At 68.2% G+C, this 17,180-nt stretch carries 14 protein-coding genes; 6 read left to right on the plus strand and 8 right to left on the minus strand.

Translation table 11 applies throughout. From position 1 onward, the window contains the following. Nucleotides 1-307: 307 nt before the first annotated feature. From CG747_RS13105 to CG747_RS13120, 4 genes are all read left to right on the plus strand, one after another. Entirely contained in the window at nt 308-1,834 is a 1,527-nt protein-coding gene (locus CG747_RS13105) for a GMC family oxidoreductase (protein ID WP_100601869.1), read from the plus strand. A 130-nt stretch (nt 1,835-1,964) separates the two neighbouring features. Continuing rightward, complete coding sequence (locus tag CG747_RS13110; RefSeq protein ID WP_257980380.1) at nt 1,965-3,098, plus strand: catalase family peroxidase; 1,134 nt, start codon at nt 1,965-1,967, stop codon at nt 3,096-3,098. After that, entirely contained in the window at nt 3,088-3,690 is a 603-nt protein-coding gene (locus CG747_RS13115) for a cytochrome b (protein ID WP_100601870.1), read from the plus strand. The genes CG747_RS13110 and CG747_RS13115 overlap by 11 nt, the downstream gene beginning before the upstream one ends. 440 nt (nt 3,691-4,130) lie before the next feature. Beyond that, the gene (locus tag CG747_RS13120; RefSeq protein ID WP_100601871.1) at nt 4,131-4,868 is read left to right on the plus strand and encodes a DUF2306 domain-containing protein; all 738 of its coding nucleotides are present in this window, start codon (nt 4,131-4,133) and stop codon (nt 4,866-4,868) included. A gap of 853 nt (nt 4,869-5,721) precedes the next feature. Here the strand turns inward: CG747_RS13120 and CG747_RS13125 are convergent. The 4 genes from CG747_RS13125 to CG747_RS13145 form a co-directional block, all read right to left on the minus strand. After that, nucleotides 5,722-7,053 carry a carotenoid oxygenase family protein gene (locus CG747_RS13125; RefSeq protein WP_100601911.1) on the minus strand — a complete coding sequence of 444 codons (1,332 nt, stop codon included), beginning with the start codon at nt 7,051-7,053 and terminating at the stop codon, nt 5,722-5,724. Nucleotides 7,054-7,057: 4 nt separating this feature from the next. Beyond that, on the minus strand, nt 7,058-7,624 hold the full coding sequence (locus CG747_RS13130) for a hypothetical protein (RefSeq protein ID WP_146022079.1): 567 nt from the start codon (nt 7,622-7,624) through the stop codon (nt 7,058-7,060). Between the two features lie 980 nt (nt 7,625-8,604). Beyond that, entirely contained in the window at nt 8,605-9,252 is a 648-nt protein-coding gene (locus CG747_RS13140; RefSeq protein ID WP_100601874.1) for a hypothetical protein, read from the minus strand. Nucleotides 9,253-9,870: 618 nt separating this feature from the next. Beyond that, the gene (locus tag CG747_RS13145) at nt 9,871-10,503 is read right to left on the minus strand and encodes a response regulator transcription factor (RefSeq protein ID WP_180985508.1); all 633 of its coding nucleotides are present in this window, start codon (nt 10,501-10,503) and stop codon (nt 9,871-9,873) included. A gap of 597 nt (nt 10,504-11,100) precedes the next feature. Between CG747_RS13145 and CG747_RS13150 the strand changes: the two genes are divergently transcribed. Next, nucleotides 11,101-11,790: a TMEM175 family protein gene (locus CG747_RS13150; RefSeq protein ID WP_100601876.1), complete on the plus strand. Its 690-nt coding sequence runs from the start codon at nt 11,101-11,103 to the stop codon at nt 11,788-11,790. A 388-nt stretch (nt 11,791-12,178) separates the two neighbouring features. On the opposite strand, the gene CG747_RS47945 is transcribed toward CG747_RS13150, so the two are convergent. Further along, nucleotides 12,179-12,640, minus strand: coding sequence for a response regulator transcription factor (locus CG747_RS47945; RefSeq protein WP_180985509.1), 462 nt, complete (start codon nt 12,638-12,640; stop codon nt 12,179-12,181). Nucleotides 12,641-13,215: 575 nt separating this feature from the next. Between CG747_RS47945 and CG747_RS13160 the strand changes: the two genes are divergently transcribed. Further along, nucleotides 13,216-14,490: a CdaR family transcriptional regulator gene (locus CG747_RS13160; protein WP_100601878.1), complete on the plus strand. Its 1,275-nt coding sequence runs from the start codon at nt 13,216-13,218 to the stop codon at nt 14,488-14,490. 301 nt (nt 14,491-14,791) lie between these two features. Here the strand turns inward: CG747_RS13160 and CG747_RS13165 are convergent, their stop codons facing one another. From CG747_RS13165 to CG747_RS13175, 3 genes are all read right to left on the minus strand, one after another. Beyond that, nucleotides 14,792-15,334, minus strand: a complete 543-nt coding sequence (locus CG747_RS13165; protein WP_100601879.1) for a PadR family transcriptional regulator — start codon at nt 15,332-15,334, stop codon at nt 14,792-14,794. A gap of 422 nt (nt 15,335-15,756) precedes the next feature. After that, entirely contained in the window at nt 15,757-16,335 is a 579-nt protein-coding gene (locus tag CG747_RS13170) for a PadR family transcriptional regulator (RefSeq protein WP_100601880.1), read from the minus strand. A gap of 524 nt (nt 16,336-16,859) precedes the next feature. Beyond that, nucleotides 16,860-17,180, minus strand: a 321-nt coding sequence (locus CG747_RS13175; protein ID WP_180985510.1) for a tyrosine-type recombinase/integrase, incomplete at its 5' end; no start/stop codon positions are given.

The following is a 17,180-nucleotide window of genomic DNA, read 5'->3' on the forward strand; positions in this document are numbered from 1 at the left end:
GGCCGAGCACAGCCGAGGCGGGCGGACAGTGCCGCTCGGGTCAGGTGACGAGCGGGCGTCCGGAGTGACGCGCTGCCTGGAGGCACGTCGGACTCCCCCATCGGCTGCGCATTCGCATGTGGGCCGAGCACATACGGTGAGCCGCACCTCCCACCTAGGCTCGATGACGAATGCACACGCCCGTGCGCACCTCCGGCCGTCACCTGACGGGCCCTCAGCCGCCTTCCACCACCCGGCCCAGGCAGGGCCGGTGTCGCGACGCCGGGCCGGTCGCGGGCCCGGACGTCGGACTACAGGAAAGAACGAGATGAGTACCACCACTTGCGACTACGTCATCGTCGGCGCCGGCACGGCGGGCTGCGTACTGGCCGCCCGGCTGACGGAGAACCCGGGGACCCAAGTGGTGCTCCTGGAGGCCGGCGGGAACGGCGGGCCGCAGGAGATGGCCTCCCCCGATCCGCTGGCCTCCTTCAGCCTGTGGGGCTCCTCCGTCGACTGGGCGTACTCCACCACCAGGCAGGCCGGGACCGGGGGCACGGTGCACGCGTGGCCGCGGGGCAAGGTGCTCGGCGGTTCGAGCGCCATCAACGGGATGGTGCACCACCGCGGCCATCCTGCGGGCTACGACGCATGGGAGGCGCAGGGGGCGACCGGCTGGAACTACCGCGAACTGCTGCCCTTCTTCCGCCGCAGCGAGACCGCAGAGGGCCGCGATCCGCAGGTGCGCGGCACGGATGGCCCCATGCGCATCGAGACCCCGCCGGCACCGAGCGCGCTCGCGGAGGCCGCGTTCCGAGCCGCCGTCGAGTCGGGACACAAGCCGCTTGAGGACGGCAACGGCTGGGAGTCCGAGGGGGTTTCGTGGCGGGAGACGAACGTCGTGGCCGGTCAGCGGCAGAGCGCGGCCGACGCCTACCTGCGCCCCGTCCTGGACCGTCCCAACCTCCGCGTGGTCACCGGCGCCCTCGTCCGGCGGCTCCTGATGGACGGCACGCACTGCCGGGGAGTGGAGTTCACCGCCGGCGGCGAGGTTCACAGCGCACTGTCCGAGCGTGAGACCGTCCTCGCGGCGGGGGCGATCGGCTCGCCGCAGCTCCTCATGCTCTCCGGTATCGGGCCCGCCGATCACCTCAGGGACACCGGCATCGGGGTGGTCGCCGACCTGCCGGGGGTCGGCGGCAACCTGCACGACCACGTGACGAGCCACGTGGTGTACAGCACCCAGGAGCGGCCGCGGGCGGGCGGGCACGGGGCCGAGGCCCAGGTGCTCGCCGGCAGCAGCCCCGACGTGGCACCCGACCTTCTGCTCCTGTTCGTCGAGGCCGCACTGCAACCCCGCTGGACAGGGGCGGGCCCCGGCGGCTACTCCATCCTGTTCTCCCTCATGGATCCGGCGAGCAGGGGCACCCTGCGGCTCCGAAGCGGGGATCCGGCCGTGGCTCCGCTGCTCGATCCGGCCTATCTCAGCGACGAACGGGACCTCGACCGTCTGACCGCCGGTCTCCGGATCGCCCGTGAACTCGGCCGGACCGACGCACTCGGCCCCCGGGGCACCGCCGAGCTCCACCCGGGGCCGGCCGTCCGGGACGGCGACGCCTGCCGCGCCTATCTGCGGGCCACCGCGAGCACCTACTTCCATCCCGTGGGCACCTGCCGGATCGGCACGGACGACCTCGCCGTGGTCGACCCGGGTCTGCGCGTGCGGTCGACCACAGGGCTACGGGTGGCCGACGCCTCGGTCATGCCGTCCCTGGTGTCCGCACCGACCAACGCGACCGTTCTCGCCATCGCCGAACGCGCGGCCCATCTGATGACGACGCCCGCCCGCGCGTGAAGTCCGAAAGAGCCGGCGGCGGGATCGAGACGCCGCGGGCGAGGCCGAGACGTGGATCATTGTTCTCCGCTTCAACACCGCGACGGTCAGCGACCGTATGCCTCCCGCCAACCGTCACAAGGAGGAAAACGTGAAGGATCACGATCAGACGGGCCCGCCCGAACCGACGCGGCCGGAACCGCGGTCGCGCCGCGAGATGCCGACCCGGCGCGCGGTCCTGGGGGCGGCCGCGATCGGGGGGATCACCGCGGCCGGCGCGGGGGCATACGCCTGGGCCGGGGGCCGGCTGCCGTCCGACCGCCTGACGCCGGCGAAGTTCGCCGACCGGTTCGAGCAACTGTCCGGAGTCCACGACGGCTTCCGCCGCAACCACGCCAAGGGCGTGAGTGCATCAGGGACCTTCGTCAGCAACGGGGCGGGCGTCGAACTGTCGAGCGCCGCCGTATTCGCCTCGGGCTCCACGCCGGTGACCGCGCGCTTCTCCCTGTCCGGCGGCCTGCCCACGGTCGCGGACGCGAACGCCACCACCCGGGGCTTTGCGGTGCTCTTCCACCTGACCAACGGCGAGCAGTGGCGCACCGCGATGGTCAACCTGCCCGTCTTCCTCGACAGCGTGCCGCAGGGCTTCTACGACCGAGTGCTCGCCACCGCGCCCGTGCCGGCGACCGGGCAACCCGATCCGACGAAGGTCGCCGCGTTCCTCGCCGCATACCCCGAGACCGCGCGCGCGATGGCGCTGGTCAAGAAGACGCCGCCGGCCAGCGACTTCTCCAACAGCACCTTCCGCGGCCTCAACGCCTTCTCCTTCACCAACCAGGCGGGCAAGTCGATCCCGGTCCGCTGGAGCCTCGTACCCGAGGAACCCTTCCGTCCCGGCCCGAAGGCCCCTCAAACCGACCATGACTACCTGTTCAACGCGCTGATCGAGCGCGTACGGTCCGGCCCCGTGCGCTGGCACCTGATGATCACGCTCGGCGCGCCCGGCGACCCCACCCACGACGCCACCTTGCCCTGGCCCGCCAACCGGCCCCGGATCGACGTCGGCACGCTGACCATCGACGCCCTGCAGACCGAGGAGGCGGGAAACGCGCGGGACGTCAACTTCGACCCACTCGTTCTTCCGCAGGGCATCAGTCCGTCCGACGATCCGCTGCTCACCGCGAGATCGGCCGTCTACGCCCAGTCCTACCGGCGCAGAACCCGCGAGGCACACCAGCCCAGCAAGGTCGACGTTCAGGAAGTCGAGGCCGAACATGACCACTGAGTCGGCGGATCCCGAGACGACGTACACGATCACCGCCCGCGTCCTGCACTGGACCATGGCGCTACTGGTACTCGCCATGCTGTTCATCGGCGTGTTCATGGTCACCTCCGTCAGCGACTTCCACCTGCTGGTCACCCTCCACGAACCACTCGGCTTCGCGATCCTGACCCTGGTCCTGGTACGGATCGGCTGGCGACTGACCCACACCCCGCCGCCATTGCCGACCGGCATGCCCAGGCTCGAACGGCTGGTCGCCATGTACTCCGAGCGGCTCATCTACCTCTTGTTGCTGCTCCAGCCCTTGTTCGGCTGGGCGTTGGTCTCCGCCTCCGGACAGCCAGTCGTCTTGTTCTGTTCCTGGCACCTGCCGGCCATTGCGCCGATGAACATCACGCTGTTCGCCGGTCTGCTCCGCGCCCACGAGATCGCCGCGTACGTCCTCTACGCTCTCTTCCTCGCGCACCTCGCCGGAGTGCTGTGGAACACGCTCGTGGTCAGGAACCGCGTACTGCACCGCATGACCTTCCGGCTTCGGCCCAAGCCGGCGGCACCACCCACACCGGCACGCAAACCCGAGGCCGACCCCACGTAAGCCCGGCCCCGCGTGAAAGCCCCGGTCCGGGCCCCTGATCCGGACGTATCGCCGCGGGACGCGTGTGGGCAAGCTGTCCGCAGTGGGAGATGTGGGTGGTGCCGAATGGAGTTCCGGTCCGCCGGCGTCGCGGCATCACCCCGCGGGGCGACGGCACCGCCGACGACGCACCCTCGTATGTCACTGCGGGAGTCGTCCTTACCGGCCCGCCGGTGTGCCGGTCCCCCTGTGGAGGGCCCGTCAACTGTGGCTCCGCGCCATTGGACGACCTCGCAAACCCGTGAAAACTGTCGGAGCAGTGCCGTGGACCAATCGCACACGGTCATTCGGGGGCTTGCGCCTGCGGTCGGCAGACGCTGAGTGCGTTCAGGTTCCGCCCGGTCTCCGTCATGTGGTCCCGACCTGTACCCATGACATTCGACATCCGAACGGAACCCTCAATGACCAACACCGTCTCCACGAGACACGCTTCGCCCAAGACCTCGCGTCACAGGTGGAGCTGGACCTGGGTCATGCTTTCCTCACTGGCGATAGCCGGTTACTTCGTCGGCCAGTACGGCCAAGGCACGCTCGCCGAACTCGCCCCCCGCAATGTCGGACTGGCCACCACGTATGCCGATCGGAGCTGGCCGGTCCAGGTCGCTTTCTACGTGCACATCGTCAGTGCCGGGCTCGCTCTGGCACTTGGGCCGTGGCAGTTCTCCAAGCGCCTGCGCGCCCGGTGCCCGCGCGTTCACCGGTGGATCGGGCGGATCTACATGATCACGCTCGCTCTCGGGTCGGTGGCGGCGTTCATCATGTCGATGTTCAGCTCGGTGGGCATCAGTGGGTTCTTCGGCTTTGCTGCTCTGGCGGTGCTCTGGGGATGGACGGCCCTGCGGGGCTACAAGGCCGCGCGTGCCCGACGGTTCCGTGAGCACGAGGCATGGATGATCCGCAACTTCGCTCTCACCTACGCCGCTGTGACTCTCCGGCTGTGGCTGGGCGTGCTGATATTGGTGCAGTTGCCGTTCTCCGACGGCCGCGAATTCACGGACATCTTCAGCCAGGCATACGGCCCGCTTCCCTACCTGTGCTGGATACCCAACATCGTGGTGGCCGAGTTCATGGTGCGGCGCCGGAACCTCCCCTCCCTGCACATGACCACCTCCACGCCCGACCCCCGGCTGACCATCTGATCCACCTACGGCCGCTCTGAGCCATCCCACCACCGCGGTTGCACACGCCCGGCGGTGGCCCGCCCGCTGGACAGCCTGTCCACCGGGAATCCGGGCCGCCGCCGGGCACACTCATGCGTGGGAGCGGCCAAACCCTGCCGCCCGGCCCCTTCCCGGCCGCTTCCCGGCCGCTTCCCGGTCCCGTCCCGGTCCCGTCCTGGCCCCTTCCCGGTCCGGCCGGCACCAGGCCGGAAGACCCGTCGGCCACCGAAGTCGCGGAGACCGCGCGCCAGTATCCCGTTTCGCCACCGCCCCCAAGGCACCGTACGTTTCAGCGGAGACGCCGCGCGGAAGACGCGTCCCCGGGGCCCCGCGCGTTCCATGGCGCCCCGCACACGCCGCGGCTGCCGCCCCGCCCGCAGCGTGCATCCAGATCGTCCATCCGTCGAGGAGCGGCACTTGGGGGTGTCCGGATCACCGGCTCACCTTGGGGTCCCGCGCGGCTGACGGCGGTCAAGCCCGATCATCAGCGCAGGTGGGAGCGGATCGTGTCGCCGCGGCAACGCCGCGCTCGATCAAACCTGTTGTATGTCCGGCGTCGCTCGCTCCGGCTCCGCACGACCGGGCGGGGCGCACGGGCCGGCACCGGAGCGACGTGCGAGCCGTCCGGCGCCCAACGGTCCAGGACGGCGCAACCAACGAGGAGACGCACCTGTTGACGGGCCGTTCGTACGGCGGGGCTTCGCGCACACGCCGACGGCCGTCGCCGCGACACCGCTACAGGGATGTCGCCACGACGGCCGCTTTCGTCCGGCTCACCAGACGTGTGGGGATGGTTGCGGGCCCGCCATCCGATAGGGCGGGCCCTGCACTGTCACTCGTCCGGCAGCCAGTTGCCGTGGAATCCGAACGGGACACGACGGGGCAGGTGAATCGTGGCCACCGGCGGTGCCACGACGTCCTGAGCGTCCAGGATCACCAGGTCACTCTTGTTGGTGCTCGCGTCGTAAACGAAGCTCAGGAGCCATCCCGGGCCACCAGGTGTGCCATCGGCCGCAGCGAACGCTGCCTCGTTGGCAACCCGGCCCGCGGGAAGCTCGTGGCGCGTCGCGTTACCCGTCTGCAGGTCGTAGCGGATCAGGTAGGAGTGGGAGAGCCCGGTGCCGATGTTCGGGGTGTCCGACACCGTGACGTGTCCGAAACGGGAGTCCAGACCGGCGAGGCGATCGTCCACGCGAGGGAACTCGCAGGGCGTGTCGTCGATCTGGGTTTCGACGACCTTGCCCGAGTCGAGGTCGAGTTCCCAACGCCACAGAGTGGCATGGGTCTCGTTGTAGACCGGGTAGCGGGCCACGAACATGACGATCCGGCCGCTGTCCGGCCCCTCGTCGAACGCGTTCATCGGGTGGAACACGAAGCACGGTTCGATGGGCAGCCAACGGACCGCGCCGAACGGGTCGTTGCGCCGCAGCACACCGAGCCGGGCCCCGTAGGTCGGGCGCCACTTGTACGGAAGGTCATCGCCGCGGAGAGCCGTCTCCTGGTCGAAGACGACCGGCAGGTCCATGAAGACGACGTAGTTGGCGGTCAGGTGGAAGTCGTGCATCATCGTGTGCGCCGGCACATCGATGGGGCGGCTGAGCGTCAGGGCACCTGAGGCGTCCGCACGATGGTAGGTGAGGAAGGGGGGCTTGAAGCCGCCGTACCCGAAGAAGTGCAGCTCACCGGTGGTCGGGCAGATCTTGGGGTGGGCGGTCATGGCGGTGTGCAGACGCCCACCGAAGTCGTAGGGGCCGATCGTGTCGAGTTCGCGGCCGGGACGGAGGTCGAGTTCGTACGGAAAGGACCCCTCCACCAGGGCGAACGTCCGCCCGGCGTGCCGGACCACGTGGGTGTTGGCGGAGCCTGCGGCCAGGTCTTCCTCCCCGTCGCCGAAGGTCGTCTTGCCATCCGTGTACTTGGTGGTGCGGACCCAGCGGTTGCGGTAGGAGGTTGCTCGGCCGCCTTCCAGGCGGACGCCGTGCACCATGCCGTCACCGAAGAACCAGTGGGGGGAGTCGACGTCCTGAGGGTTGGGGCCGTTCCGCACGTACCAGCCGGTGAGCTCCGGGGGAATCGCCCCGGTGACCTCCAGGTCCTGGACGCTCATCTCGTCCATCACCGGCGCGTAGTTCTTCGCGAGGTGCGGGACGGGTGGGTTGTTCATCAATTCAAACTCCCTGAGGCATGGTTGCGTTCATGCGTGCCTGAACGCGCTTCGGGTACTGCACTGTGACGATGGCCGGAATGATGAGCCCGGCGGCCTGGAAGAAGATCCTGAATCCGACGTTCAGATGAGCGGCGACGACCACGCCCAGGGTGCAGGTGCTGATCGAGAAGGCGATGGCCCAGACCCTGGTCAGGATCAGGTTGACCCGGAGGAAGCCGGGGTCATTCCACATCTCCCGCGGGACGTCCCGCTTCGCGATGCCGGTGGTGAACGGGTGACCGACGAGGATCGACCCCCACGCCGTGGCGGCCAGCCAGGCCATGGACACCGGGCCGTCCAGGTGTTCGGCCGGACTGGTCGGGTCGGCGAAGGCCAGCCCGGTCCAGAGCAGGAAGAACACCGTGTTGCTGTATTCCAGCACGAGAGCTTCGGCCTTGAAACCTGCCTTCACTCCCGCGAGCAGGATCCAAGCGCTGACGACGAGTGCGCCCAGAGATGCCCACTGCCATCCGACAGCGGAGAGCCCGCCAAAAGCCACCCAGGGAAAGAATCCCTTAGCGAATTGCATTTTCCTTCATTCCTCATTCATTCGAAAGAGTCGATGACGTTCCCGCTCCGGCACGTCGGATACGAACGGGGATCTGGTCCCACGGTGGGCGATCCTGCCCCACCGCCGTTCCGCATCTCCTGCACGAAGTCGGCCAGCTGTTCATCGTGGGCTTCGGATGCCACGCCACCTTTGTCGCACGGTACGGCGCGGCCGATTCCACCGGCCGAAGCGCGTAACCGCTGGGTTCATCCGGACTGTGGTCCCGGAACGGGAGACCACTCGCCGCCACGGCCGCACGGGGTTCCCGGCGACCGTCACCTATTCCGACCGAAGATCAAAGTCCGATTTCCGCCGGCGCCGGAAATCCGAATGCATTCCCGAGGTCAGCGAGCGCCGGAAGAACAGCGGACTCCCCGACGGCGATACCGTTCACTGGAACTGATCTGCCGTTGGAACAACAATAGACCGATCAATGGAAAGGTCGCGCCACTCTTGGGCCTTTCGGCCCCAGCCATATGCCCTTTGGGACACCCGTGCACATGTTCTTCAATTTTTCTCCGCACTATGCCCCGGAGAAAGGGCATAGGCACCCGCCCGCCCGAGAATCTCCGCCTCGCGCCAGGAGAGGGATCGAGGACTGCGAAGCCGGCCGCGGCACTGTGCAGCGTGCGCGGGATACGCAACCGGTCGGCGTTCCAGGTCGGATAGGCGCGCGCACCGGCACACAGCGTCCGTAGAACCGGAGCGTCATCGGCATACGTAGTAAGCGCCACCACCGCCGCCTCCGGATGCACCGCCACCAGCCGTCGCGCGGCCTCGGCCCCATCCGTCACCGGAATGTGCAGATCCGGCAAGACCGCATCCGGCCCATGCTCGGCAACCATGGCGTTTCTTCGGGGCGGGAATGCCGTGGATGTCCACCGGCGAGACCTCACACCCCGCGTGGTGAGGGCGACGGTCTCACCATCGCCCATCCCCATCTCGCCAGTCGTCAGTCGTCAGTACCTGCGTGCCCGGCGCTGCCGCCTGCGGCTGCGAACAGCGTCCAGTCCGTCGCCCTGCGGGTAACCGGTGTACTGCGGCGGCTGGTTGACCCCGTACACCTGCCCGTGAGGCTGGTTGTCCAGCGGCGGAGGGGTGAATCGCTGTGCCATCTGATCCGGGAACGTCCGGCCGTCCCGCTCCGGGGCGAACTCCATGCCGGAGGACAGCAGGCGTGGGACGAGAACGGCGGCCTGGCCGAGCCGGTTGATGCCCAGTGTCAGGAAGATGGTCGCCGAGGACGCCGCCACCTTCGCGTCCAGATTGTGTGCGACGACCGTCATGCCCAGCCGCGTGACCACCAGCAGCGCCCACAACCACAGCCCGGCGGCAGGCGTGCGGGCCCACGTCACACCGGCCCGCGGCTCCAGCCGGGTCATCGCACCCTGCCCGGCTCCGATGCCAAAGGCCAGCAGTCCGCCGGCGACGAGGCACATGACGTCGGTGGAGGTCGGGTGCTCATTCCTCAGCAGCGCGAGGCCGATCACCGCGAGGACGATCGGCAGCACCATCAGTCGCCGGCCCGTGAGCGCCTCTCCCCGCAACTGACGTGCGATGACGGCCACCACGATGACTATCGCCACCAGGATCTGGAGGTAACTCATACTTCTTTCCTGTCCGTGGGTTGGAATTGGTGTCACCGAGACCGGACCGGCCCCCAAGGTGTGGGCTGAGGTCTCGGGCGTCCACGGCCAACCGGATGGGCGGTTCGGCCGGTGCGCTCGGATGCCGGGCGGTACAGGCACCCTGGAGGTCGTCGCCACCGTCGCGGGACTGCTGCTCGGCTTGCCTGCGGCGGGACCGACGACGGTGTACGCCAGTCCGCACACCGGCCGGCCGTCAGCCGGGCCGGGTGGACCTTCGCGTTCCTGTGCATCGTCGTGGGAGGGACCCCCGTACTGCGTTCTCCTACGACTCCGTCCACTGGTTCCACGACGAGCTGGAACAGTGGACGGCCTACGACGGCGTGGCCGCGGCCACGCTCGCCGGCTCTCTCCTGCTGACGGCTGCGGCCCTGACACTCACCCGCACCGTCAGTCTTGCGGGCCGCGCCTCCGCTGCCCGCCACCGTGCTGTCCGACACCCTGCGGCGTGCCGCGTCACCGGCCTGGCTCCCGAGCAACGACGGCCGGCCGCAGCGCCGTTCCGCATGCCTGGCCGGCGGAACGTCATCCACGGCGAAGACCGCCTTGGAACCGGTTCGAGCCGGCCCGACGCCTGTGTCAGAGAGCGCCGGATCGCATCGCGTAAGCGATGGCGTGGGCACGGTTGCGCAATCCCAGGCGGTCCGTCATTCCCGCCAGGATGTTCTTGATGGTGCGCTCGGAGTAATTCAAGGCGTCCGCCACCTCCGCGGTGTCGAAACCCTCGGCGAGCAGTTTCAGGACCTCCACCTCGCGTTCCTTCAGCCGAGCCATGTCGGGGCCTTGCGAATCCTGGGGCCCGTCCCGGAGGGTTCTGATCTGATCCATCAACGACTGTACGAGCACGTCGGGCGGCTCGGCCCGTCTCTTCCGGCTGTCCAGCACGGCCTGAAGCACGCTCTCCATACCGGCCCGCGTGCGCGGCACGAAGCCCACCAGGCCGTACCGCACGGCCCGCAGCAGCCTGGCCTCGCTGATGCCGTCAGCGCTGAGCACGATCCACGTCCGCGATCTCGATGGCGCGGCCGACAACCGCCGCATCGACACGAGCGTTTCATCTGTCACCTGAGTGGCGAACATCGCGACCACTTCGGCCTCTGATGGACGACCGGGCTCAAGAAGTCTCACCTGGCTGCACGCCTGGAAGTACGACCGGGCCCCTTCGCTGGTGATCGGGTCGCTGGCAAGCACCGCCAAGGGTATTCCGGCCATGACGTCTCCCCCGCGTGACACCGCGCATCCCCTCAGGCCTCCGCCACGCACAACCCCCTGGATCACATTCGAACTCCTCGGCCGCTTCATCCATGCCGACGGGTTCGACTGCCACGAGATCCGGCAGCACCTGCATCGATTCCATGGCCGGAAGCTTACATGTCAGTTCCGACAGGTCAAGGTCGACACCCTGCGCGTACCGTCGCGTGGCACCACGACCGGGAATCCCCGACGGGCGGAGCAGCGGGTGACCTCGGACGCAGCCTCGCGCACCTCCCGATCAGAGCGCACACACTCAAAGCCTCAGCCGCCGGCACGGCAGAAGACGATCACTCTCAGGTCACCCCTGGCGCCGTTCCGCAGCCACGAAGACGCCGACCACCGAACCCTCGACACTCCGGCCGGGAGGATCTCCGCAACATCATCACGAAACACACTATGAAATTGACATGTTGAGATCACCAGGTACAGAGTCCCTTCGAGCAGCGGCCGGAACGGCCCCGAGCGACCGCGCCTCGGGCCGCGCGCCGCGCCTACCCCGCACCGAGAGCGAGGCCCGCATGGGCTGAGCACGGAGAAGAACCAGGAGTCCTGCCAGTGAGACCTCTGCACGGAATCGACGTCGAGCGAGTACGAGCGTTCGCCGACGCCGTTTTCGCCATTGCCATCACGTTCCTCGCGCTGGAAATCACCGTCCCGGAGCACCTGCCTTCCGCCGAGCTCGGACATGCCCTTGAGGAAGCGCTCCCGTCCGTCGCCGGCTACCTGCTGAGTTTCATGGTCGTCGGGGCACTGTGGATCGCCCATCACCGCCTGTTCCGGGCAGCGGAACAGCTGGACGGCCCGCTGATGTACCTCGATCTGGCACTGATGGCCCTCGTCGCCGTACTGCCGTTTCCCACGAAGCTCATCACCAGGTACCACAGCAACCCGCTCGCAACGACGCTGTATGCCGGCACGATCGCCTTGTCCGCTCTGCTGATCACGGTGATGGCACTGTGGCTGCGCAGCCGCCCGGCCTTGCGCAGCCCCGGGGCCCCGTACGAGCTGATCGCCAAGCCGCTCCGCAGCGCTGTGGGTGTCATAGTCATCTTCGGAAGCTCGCTGCCGGTGGCCCTGATCTCGCCCGACGCGGCGGAGTACTGGTGGGTCGGGGTGGGCATCCCCGTCCGGCTCTACAACGCATGGCGCCAGAGCAGGGCGGCCAAGCACGCGGCGGCGATGCCGCCTTCCGCCCCAACCGCCGACTACTGGTCGCGTACTGGGCCCGGTTGGCCACAGCCGTGACCTCCAGGGGCCCGTTTTGCCGACGTCGCGCCACTGCCCCCTGGGCAGTGGCGCGATTCGGTGTGGGCGGATCACCACAGCAGGTTGACCGATGAGTACACACCCATCGCATGGGGGCTGCCACGCGAGCAGACCAGGCCGCTGGGGCATATCGAACCGTTGAGGACACGGGCGCCCCCGCGAGGGCAGCGCACTTCACGACACCGCTCGCACACCGCTGCCTCACGGTCGCACGCCCGCTGACGTCGATTCCGCCGCACCACGAATCCGATCTCCCGTGCTGTCCGCGCACGCCCCCTTCCCCAGGTGACGCCGGGGCGAAAAGGACTGGGCGGATTGTCGTCGTGCTCGCGCAGCGAACGTCGTGGCAAGTCGCACCTCGCGACGGTCAGATCACACCGGCTCGCATCGCGTACACGATGGCCTGGGTCCGATTGCGCAGGCCGAGGCGGAACACCAGCCCGGCCAGGATGTTCTTGATGGTGCGCTGCGAGTAGTTCAGCTGCCGTGCGACTGCCGCGGTGTCCATTCCCTCGGCCAGAAGCTTCAGGACCTCGATCTCTCGGTCCTTGAAACCGGCGATGTTCAAGCCGTGCGGTTCCAGAATGTCCTCCTGCAGGCTCCTCATCTGGTCGATCAAGGACTTGACGAGTACGTCCGGGAACTGGACCCCTCCCTCCCGGCTCCTCAGCACGGCCTGGAGAACCTGGTCCATGCACCCCTGCGAGCGGGGCACGAAGCCGACGAGACCGTACCGGACCGCACGTATCAGCTCCACCTCACTGATGTGGTCCGCGACCAGCACGAACTTCATCGCCGGCTTCGCCGCCTGTTGCACGAGCTGCCGCATGGTCGCCAAGGTGTCCTCGGCCACCTGATGGGCGAAGAGAACAGTGACATCGGCATCAGCCACTGCACCGGGCGGGAGCAGTCTCACCAAGCCGCTCGCACGGAGCCAGGAACACACTCCGTCGCGCGTGATCGGGTCACTGGCAACGACAGTCAGCGCCGGTGGAGGCACGGCTTCTCTCCCTGTTCGGTTCCATGCCGTTCCACGGGACCGTCCTTGCGATCCCGTCCGCGCCACCGGTCGCTCCCGGCAGCACCGACATGGCTGCTCACTGCCCGAACGGTATGCCGCATCAGAGCCGGGCATCATGTCGCCGACGCACAGAAGCCAGGCCCGCCGGTGTCAAGTCCCCACCGACCAGCCCCCGTAGCGGGTGTGAAGGTGTCTCTCCACGGAACGGCAAGCCGGGTCGGCCCAGGGTGCCCCGGGACCGTGGAGACAAGACTCCTGGACCAGGTTCTCCCGGCTCGGATCCTCGCACGATGGCCCGGATTCGCGTCAGGCATGGCTGAATTGACGCGCCCAGGGTGAACATTCTATCTTCGACATGTCGGCTTTATAGTATCGGATATGAGGTGTCGACGGTGGGCGTGCTTGCTGGCGCAGAGTTGCTCAAGGAGGCATGCGGGCCGAAGGATGCGCCTGGTACGCAGGACTTCGGGATCAGCTGGATCGATCGGCTCTGCGACGAGATCACCCGGGCGATCACGAAGGACGTGTTTCCCACCCGGCAGGGCAGCGTGCCGTTCCACACCGGGCTCAGGCGATTCGTCCGGACGAACGTGCTGTCGGTCGCGAAGGCCCACAACGTCGCGTCCCCTCCCATGGAAGATGTCACGAGCCAGGTTCGCGACTTCGGCGTATGGGTCGCCGAGCAGGGGTTCTCGCAGGTCTGCGTACGGCAGGCCTACTGGACCGGCACGCGCGAACTCATCGACCGGTGGGGCAGGATGGGCTGGCCCGGGCTTGCACCGGAACCTGCCGCCGACGGCGGGCGTATCGCGGTGTCGGGCGAGATGGTCTCCCGGGTGGCGCACTGCACCTTCGACTTCGCCGAGCGCGCCATGCGCCAGTCATTGCTCGCTCACCAGGAGGCCACGGCCGGCCTCCGTCTCGGTGGGGATCTACGCCGACGTGACGTGATCACCACGATCCTCGCCGCCGACGACGGACCCGTGAACCCGGCCTGGGACGCCGCGCTCGGCTACCGGTTGGGCGGCACTCACATCGGTCTGCTCATCAATGCGACCGACCGGGCACACGCCGAGAAGGTCCTTCAGCGCGCGATGACCGCCACCTCGGCACGCGAGCACCTGTTGCTGCCGCCGCTGGCGACCCACTGGACCGCCTGGCTGGGGTACCGGAAAGCAGTCTCGGCGGGTGTCCTGGACACCTTGCGCCGGACGCTGCTGGGGTCGGATGCGCAGACGGCGATGGGCAGGCCCCGACCGGGGATCGCGGGCTTTCGCGCGAGCCATCGTGAAGCCGTGCGAGCCGAGGGCATCCGCGAGAAGTTCCATGACGCACCCCGCTGCCTGTCCTTCCACGACCTCTCGCTGGAGGACCTGTTGCTGCACGATCCGTCGTCCGCCGCCATGTTCGTCCGGGACGAGTTGGGCCCACTCGCGGACAGCACCGATCGGGCGGCCCGCATGCGGGAGACCCTCTCCGTCTGGTTGTCCTGCGGCACTCACACGGCGACGGCGGCCAGGCTCAGCATCCACGAGAACACCGTCCGGCTGCGACTGAACTCGGTCACCGAAATGCTGGGCGCCGGGTACCTCGAAAGGAAGGCGGAACTGCTCGTCGCCCTCCGCCTCTGCGATGTGCTGGCCGCTCCACGACCGTGACCTGCGTGCCGCGCCGAGCGCCGACGTGGTGGCCCCCTGCACAGGGGGCTGTCCCCGACTGGGCAGCCGCTCCGCCTGGCAGCGGTGCCTGAGAGGTGCCGGCTCCGGCGTGCTGCGCCCTTCGCATACAAGGGGAGCCGGTGCCCCGAAGGGCCGAGCGGACACCGACAGCGCGCCACCGTGGATCGATGCCTCACTGTCGGTGCGGGTCCTCCTTACGGAGCGTCCTGGTGCCGGGAAGATCCGCGGGCCCGGGCTGTCCGAGTCCGAGTGTGCCCTGGGCGAGGGCCGGGCGAGATCGTCAGCCCGAAGCAGCCGTGCGGCGCCGGTTCAGGTGGTCGAGCGCCCACAACGCCCAGTCGTGCATAGCCTGGTACTGCCGCAGGCCGTACTCGGCCGCCAGCTGCCCCAGCGCATCGCGGCCGTAGGGCGGCTCGTCCTCCCGCCTGGCTCGGTGTTCCCGAAGTGTGGAGACATTGCGTTCGGCGTACTCGATGACGCCGCGCAGCGCGGTGGCCGCCTCCTCCGGCTCCAGCGCCTCCAGGAGGAACATGCGCAGGACCTGCTCGTTGCGTACGACTCCCTGCCCCCAGGGCGCCTGTAGCCACGCTCGCAGTTCCTCGCGCCCCTTGGCCGTCACCGCGTACGTCTTTCGCCGGCGAGGGCCTTCTTCAGTGACCTCGACAAGGCCGCGTTCAGCCATCCGGACAAGCTCCGGATACACACTCGGGTGTGCAGCCTGCCAGGCCCACTGCCCGAGGTCCCCCTCGAACTCCTTCGTCAGCTCGTACCCGCTGGCGGGCTCCACAGCCAGCAGCCCTAGTAGTGCCTGAGTGAGTGACATGTCAATACCTTACATGTCACTCACAGAGTCTCCACGGCCCGGCCTCGTCACGGGGGATCGGATCGCGCCGAAGGCTGAGGCCTCGCGAAGCAGACACGGCGCCGGGCGCGGACCGCGTCCGCGGGCGTTCAGGCCGGAAAGTTCCGCCCGGAGAAACCGGCAGCCACTCCCGCGGCCGGGACGGACGAAGGCCTCACGCCTCCACGGCAGGCAACCACTGAGATGCCAGACCAGGTGGAGCATCGCGGACGGCCGCATCGGACCGGCGCGGTGCAAGAAGTCCCCCAGGCCGGCGGCCACACCCGTCCCGCATCCGGCCGGCCGGGACCCCACCCCCACAGCGGCCTCATGCACCGTCGGTTGAGGTTTTCGTGCCCGATGCACACCCAGCGCCGCGTACGCGCGACGCGCCGTCACGTCGATCACGCCGCCGGAGTCCGGGACCGGCGCTCGCACTCACTGGAGTCGTCCGCCGTTCCGGCCGGACCGCTGGTCTGCGCGACGGCCCAGAGGGCCCAGTCCTCCTCCATGGCACGTAGCCGCATCCCGTACTCCAGGGCGAGCCGGCCACTGACGCTGAACGGGGCGCCGTCGCCCCAGTCGATCGACGCTTCGAGGTCGACAAGTGCCGCACGCTCCTCGGCAGCGATCTCAGCTTGCCGAGCAAGGCGCTGGACGACCTGTTCCTGTGGGAGCAGCCCGAAGAAGAAGACCTGCAGGAGCATCTCGTGGCGTTGCGGCTTTCTGCCTTCGGTGCGGGCGAGCCATTTCAGCAGCTCCCCTTCACCCAACGAGGTGAGGACGTACTCCTTGCGACCACGGGGACCTTCCGAAGTGATCTCGATCGCCCCGGTATCGGCAAGGCGATTCAGCTCACCGTAAAGCTGACTCTGCGAAGCGACCCAGACGTTGCCGAGCGAGCGCCGGAAGCGCTTCATCAGGTCGTAACCACTGCCGGGGCGGTCCATGAGCAGGCCCATCACTGCGTATCTGAGAGACATACCTCTAGAATATGTCACGTTCGACATGTCGACACTATAGTAACGTGCAATTATCCGGGTTGAAAGCCTCATCGAATACAAAAGGGGCTTTCCAGAAGAACCAAGAGCGCCGAGAGTCGCCCTGCGCAGACCGCAACGCCTCCGCCACCTCGGCCGCCGCTGCCACCCCCGGCCCATCGCCTGGCACACCGCATCACTCCCCACGAAGCCACCTGGCGGAATGTCACCTACGGGTGATGGCACTCATGTCGGTGGGAGGCCGAGGGTAGGGCTGTCTTCGTGAAATCTCTGCCGCACCGGCGTGCTTCTCGTGTCGCCCCCACCGCGATCCTGCTCGTTGCCGCCCTCACCAGCTGCGCGGGGCAGGGCAGTTCCTCCGATGCGAAGCCCTCCACACCAGCCGGCTCGTCGCAGGCCGAGGCACCGTCCGGCTCGGATGCCAAGCCCGGCTCCATCACCGCAGCGCTCGCGAGACTGCCAGTGCAGACCGGAGCCCAACCCGCGGCAATGGTGGCTCCCGGGTCTCAATTCCGGCCCCTCTCTCGCCCGAGTAGCCCGTCAATGGCGGTTCTACCTTTGCTTCCGACCTCCGGCATGAAGTGGGCATAGTAACCGAGCGTGATGGCCGGGGATGAGTGACCGAGCCACCGCGCGACAGTCACCACGGACTCCCCCGCCTCCAGCAACAGGGAGGCGTAGGTGTGCCGTAGCACGTGGAATCCGTCGTTCGGCGCCGCCTGCCACTGCCACAACTTCGCACCCTTGGGGCGCGGCGGGATGATCCCGGCCTTGGCCAACGCCGGCTTCCAGGTGTAGGTGTTCCATGAGCCGTTTCCAAGCTGGCG

It is taken from the genome of Streptomyces sp. CB02959, from assembly GCF_002803155.1.
Lineage (GTDB): Bacteria > Actinomycetota > Actinomycetes > Streptomycetales > Streptomycetaceae > Streptomyces.

Excerpts from the sequence above, each read along its gene's own strand:
- CG747_RS13105 (WP_100601869.1), top strand. The coding sequence starts at position 308 with ATGAGTACCACCACTTGCGACTACGTCATCGTCGGCGCCGGCACGGCG.
- CG747_RS13115 (WP_100601870.1), top strand. The coding sequence starts at position 3,088 with ATGACCACTGAGTCGGCGGATCCCGAGACGACGTACACGATCACCGCC.
- CG747_RS13120 (WP_100601871.1), top strand. The coding sequence starts at position 4,131 with ATGACCAACACCGTCTCCACGAGACACGCTTCGCCCAAGACCTCGCGT.
- CG747_RS13125 (WP_100601911.1), bottom strand. The coding sequence starts at position 7,053 with ATGAACAACCCACCCGTCCCGCACCTCGCGAAGAACTACGCGCCGGTG.
- CG747_RS13130 (WP_146022079.1), bottom strand. The coding sequence starts at position 7,624 with ATGCAATTCGCTAAGGGATTCTTTCCCTGGGTGGCTTTTGGCGGGCTC.
- CG747_RS13140 (WP_100601874.1), bottom strand. The coding sequence starts at position 9,252 with ATGAGTTACCTCCAGATCCTGGTGGCGATAGTCATCGTGGTGGCCGTC.
- CG747_RS13145 (WP_180985508.1), bottom strand. The coding sequence starts at position 10,503 with ATGGCCGGAATACCCTTGGCGGTGCTTGCCAGCGACCCGATCACCAGC.
- CG747_RS47945 (WP_180985509.1), bottom strand. The coding sequence starts at position 12,640 with ATGCGGCAGCTCGTGCAACAGGCGGCGAAGCCGGCGATGAAGTTCGTG.
- CG747_RS13165 (WP_100601879.1), bottom strand. The coding sequence starts at position 15,334 with ATGTCACTCACTCAGGCACTACTAGGGCTGCTGGCTGTGGAGCCCGCC.
- CG747_RS13170 (WP_100601880.1), bottom strand. The coding sequence starts at position 16,335 with ATGTCTCTCAGATACGCAGTGATGGGCCTGCTCATGGACCGCCCCGGC.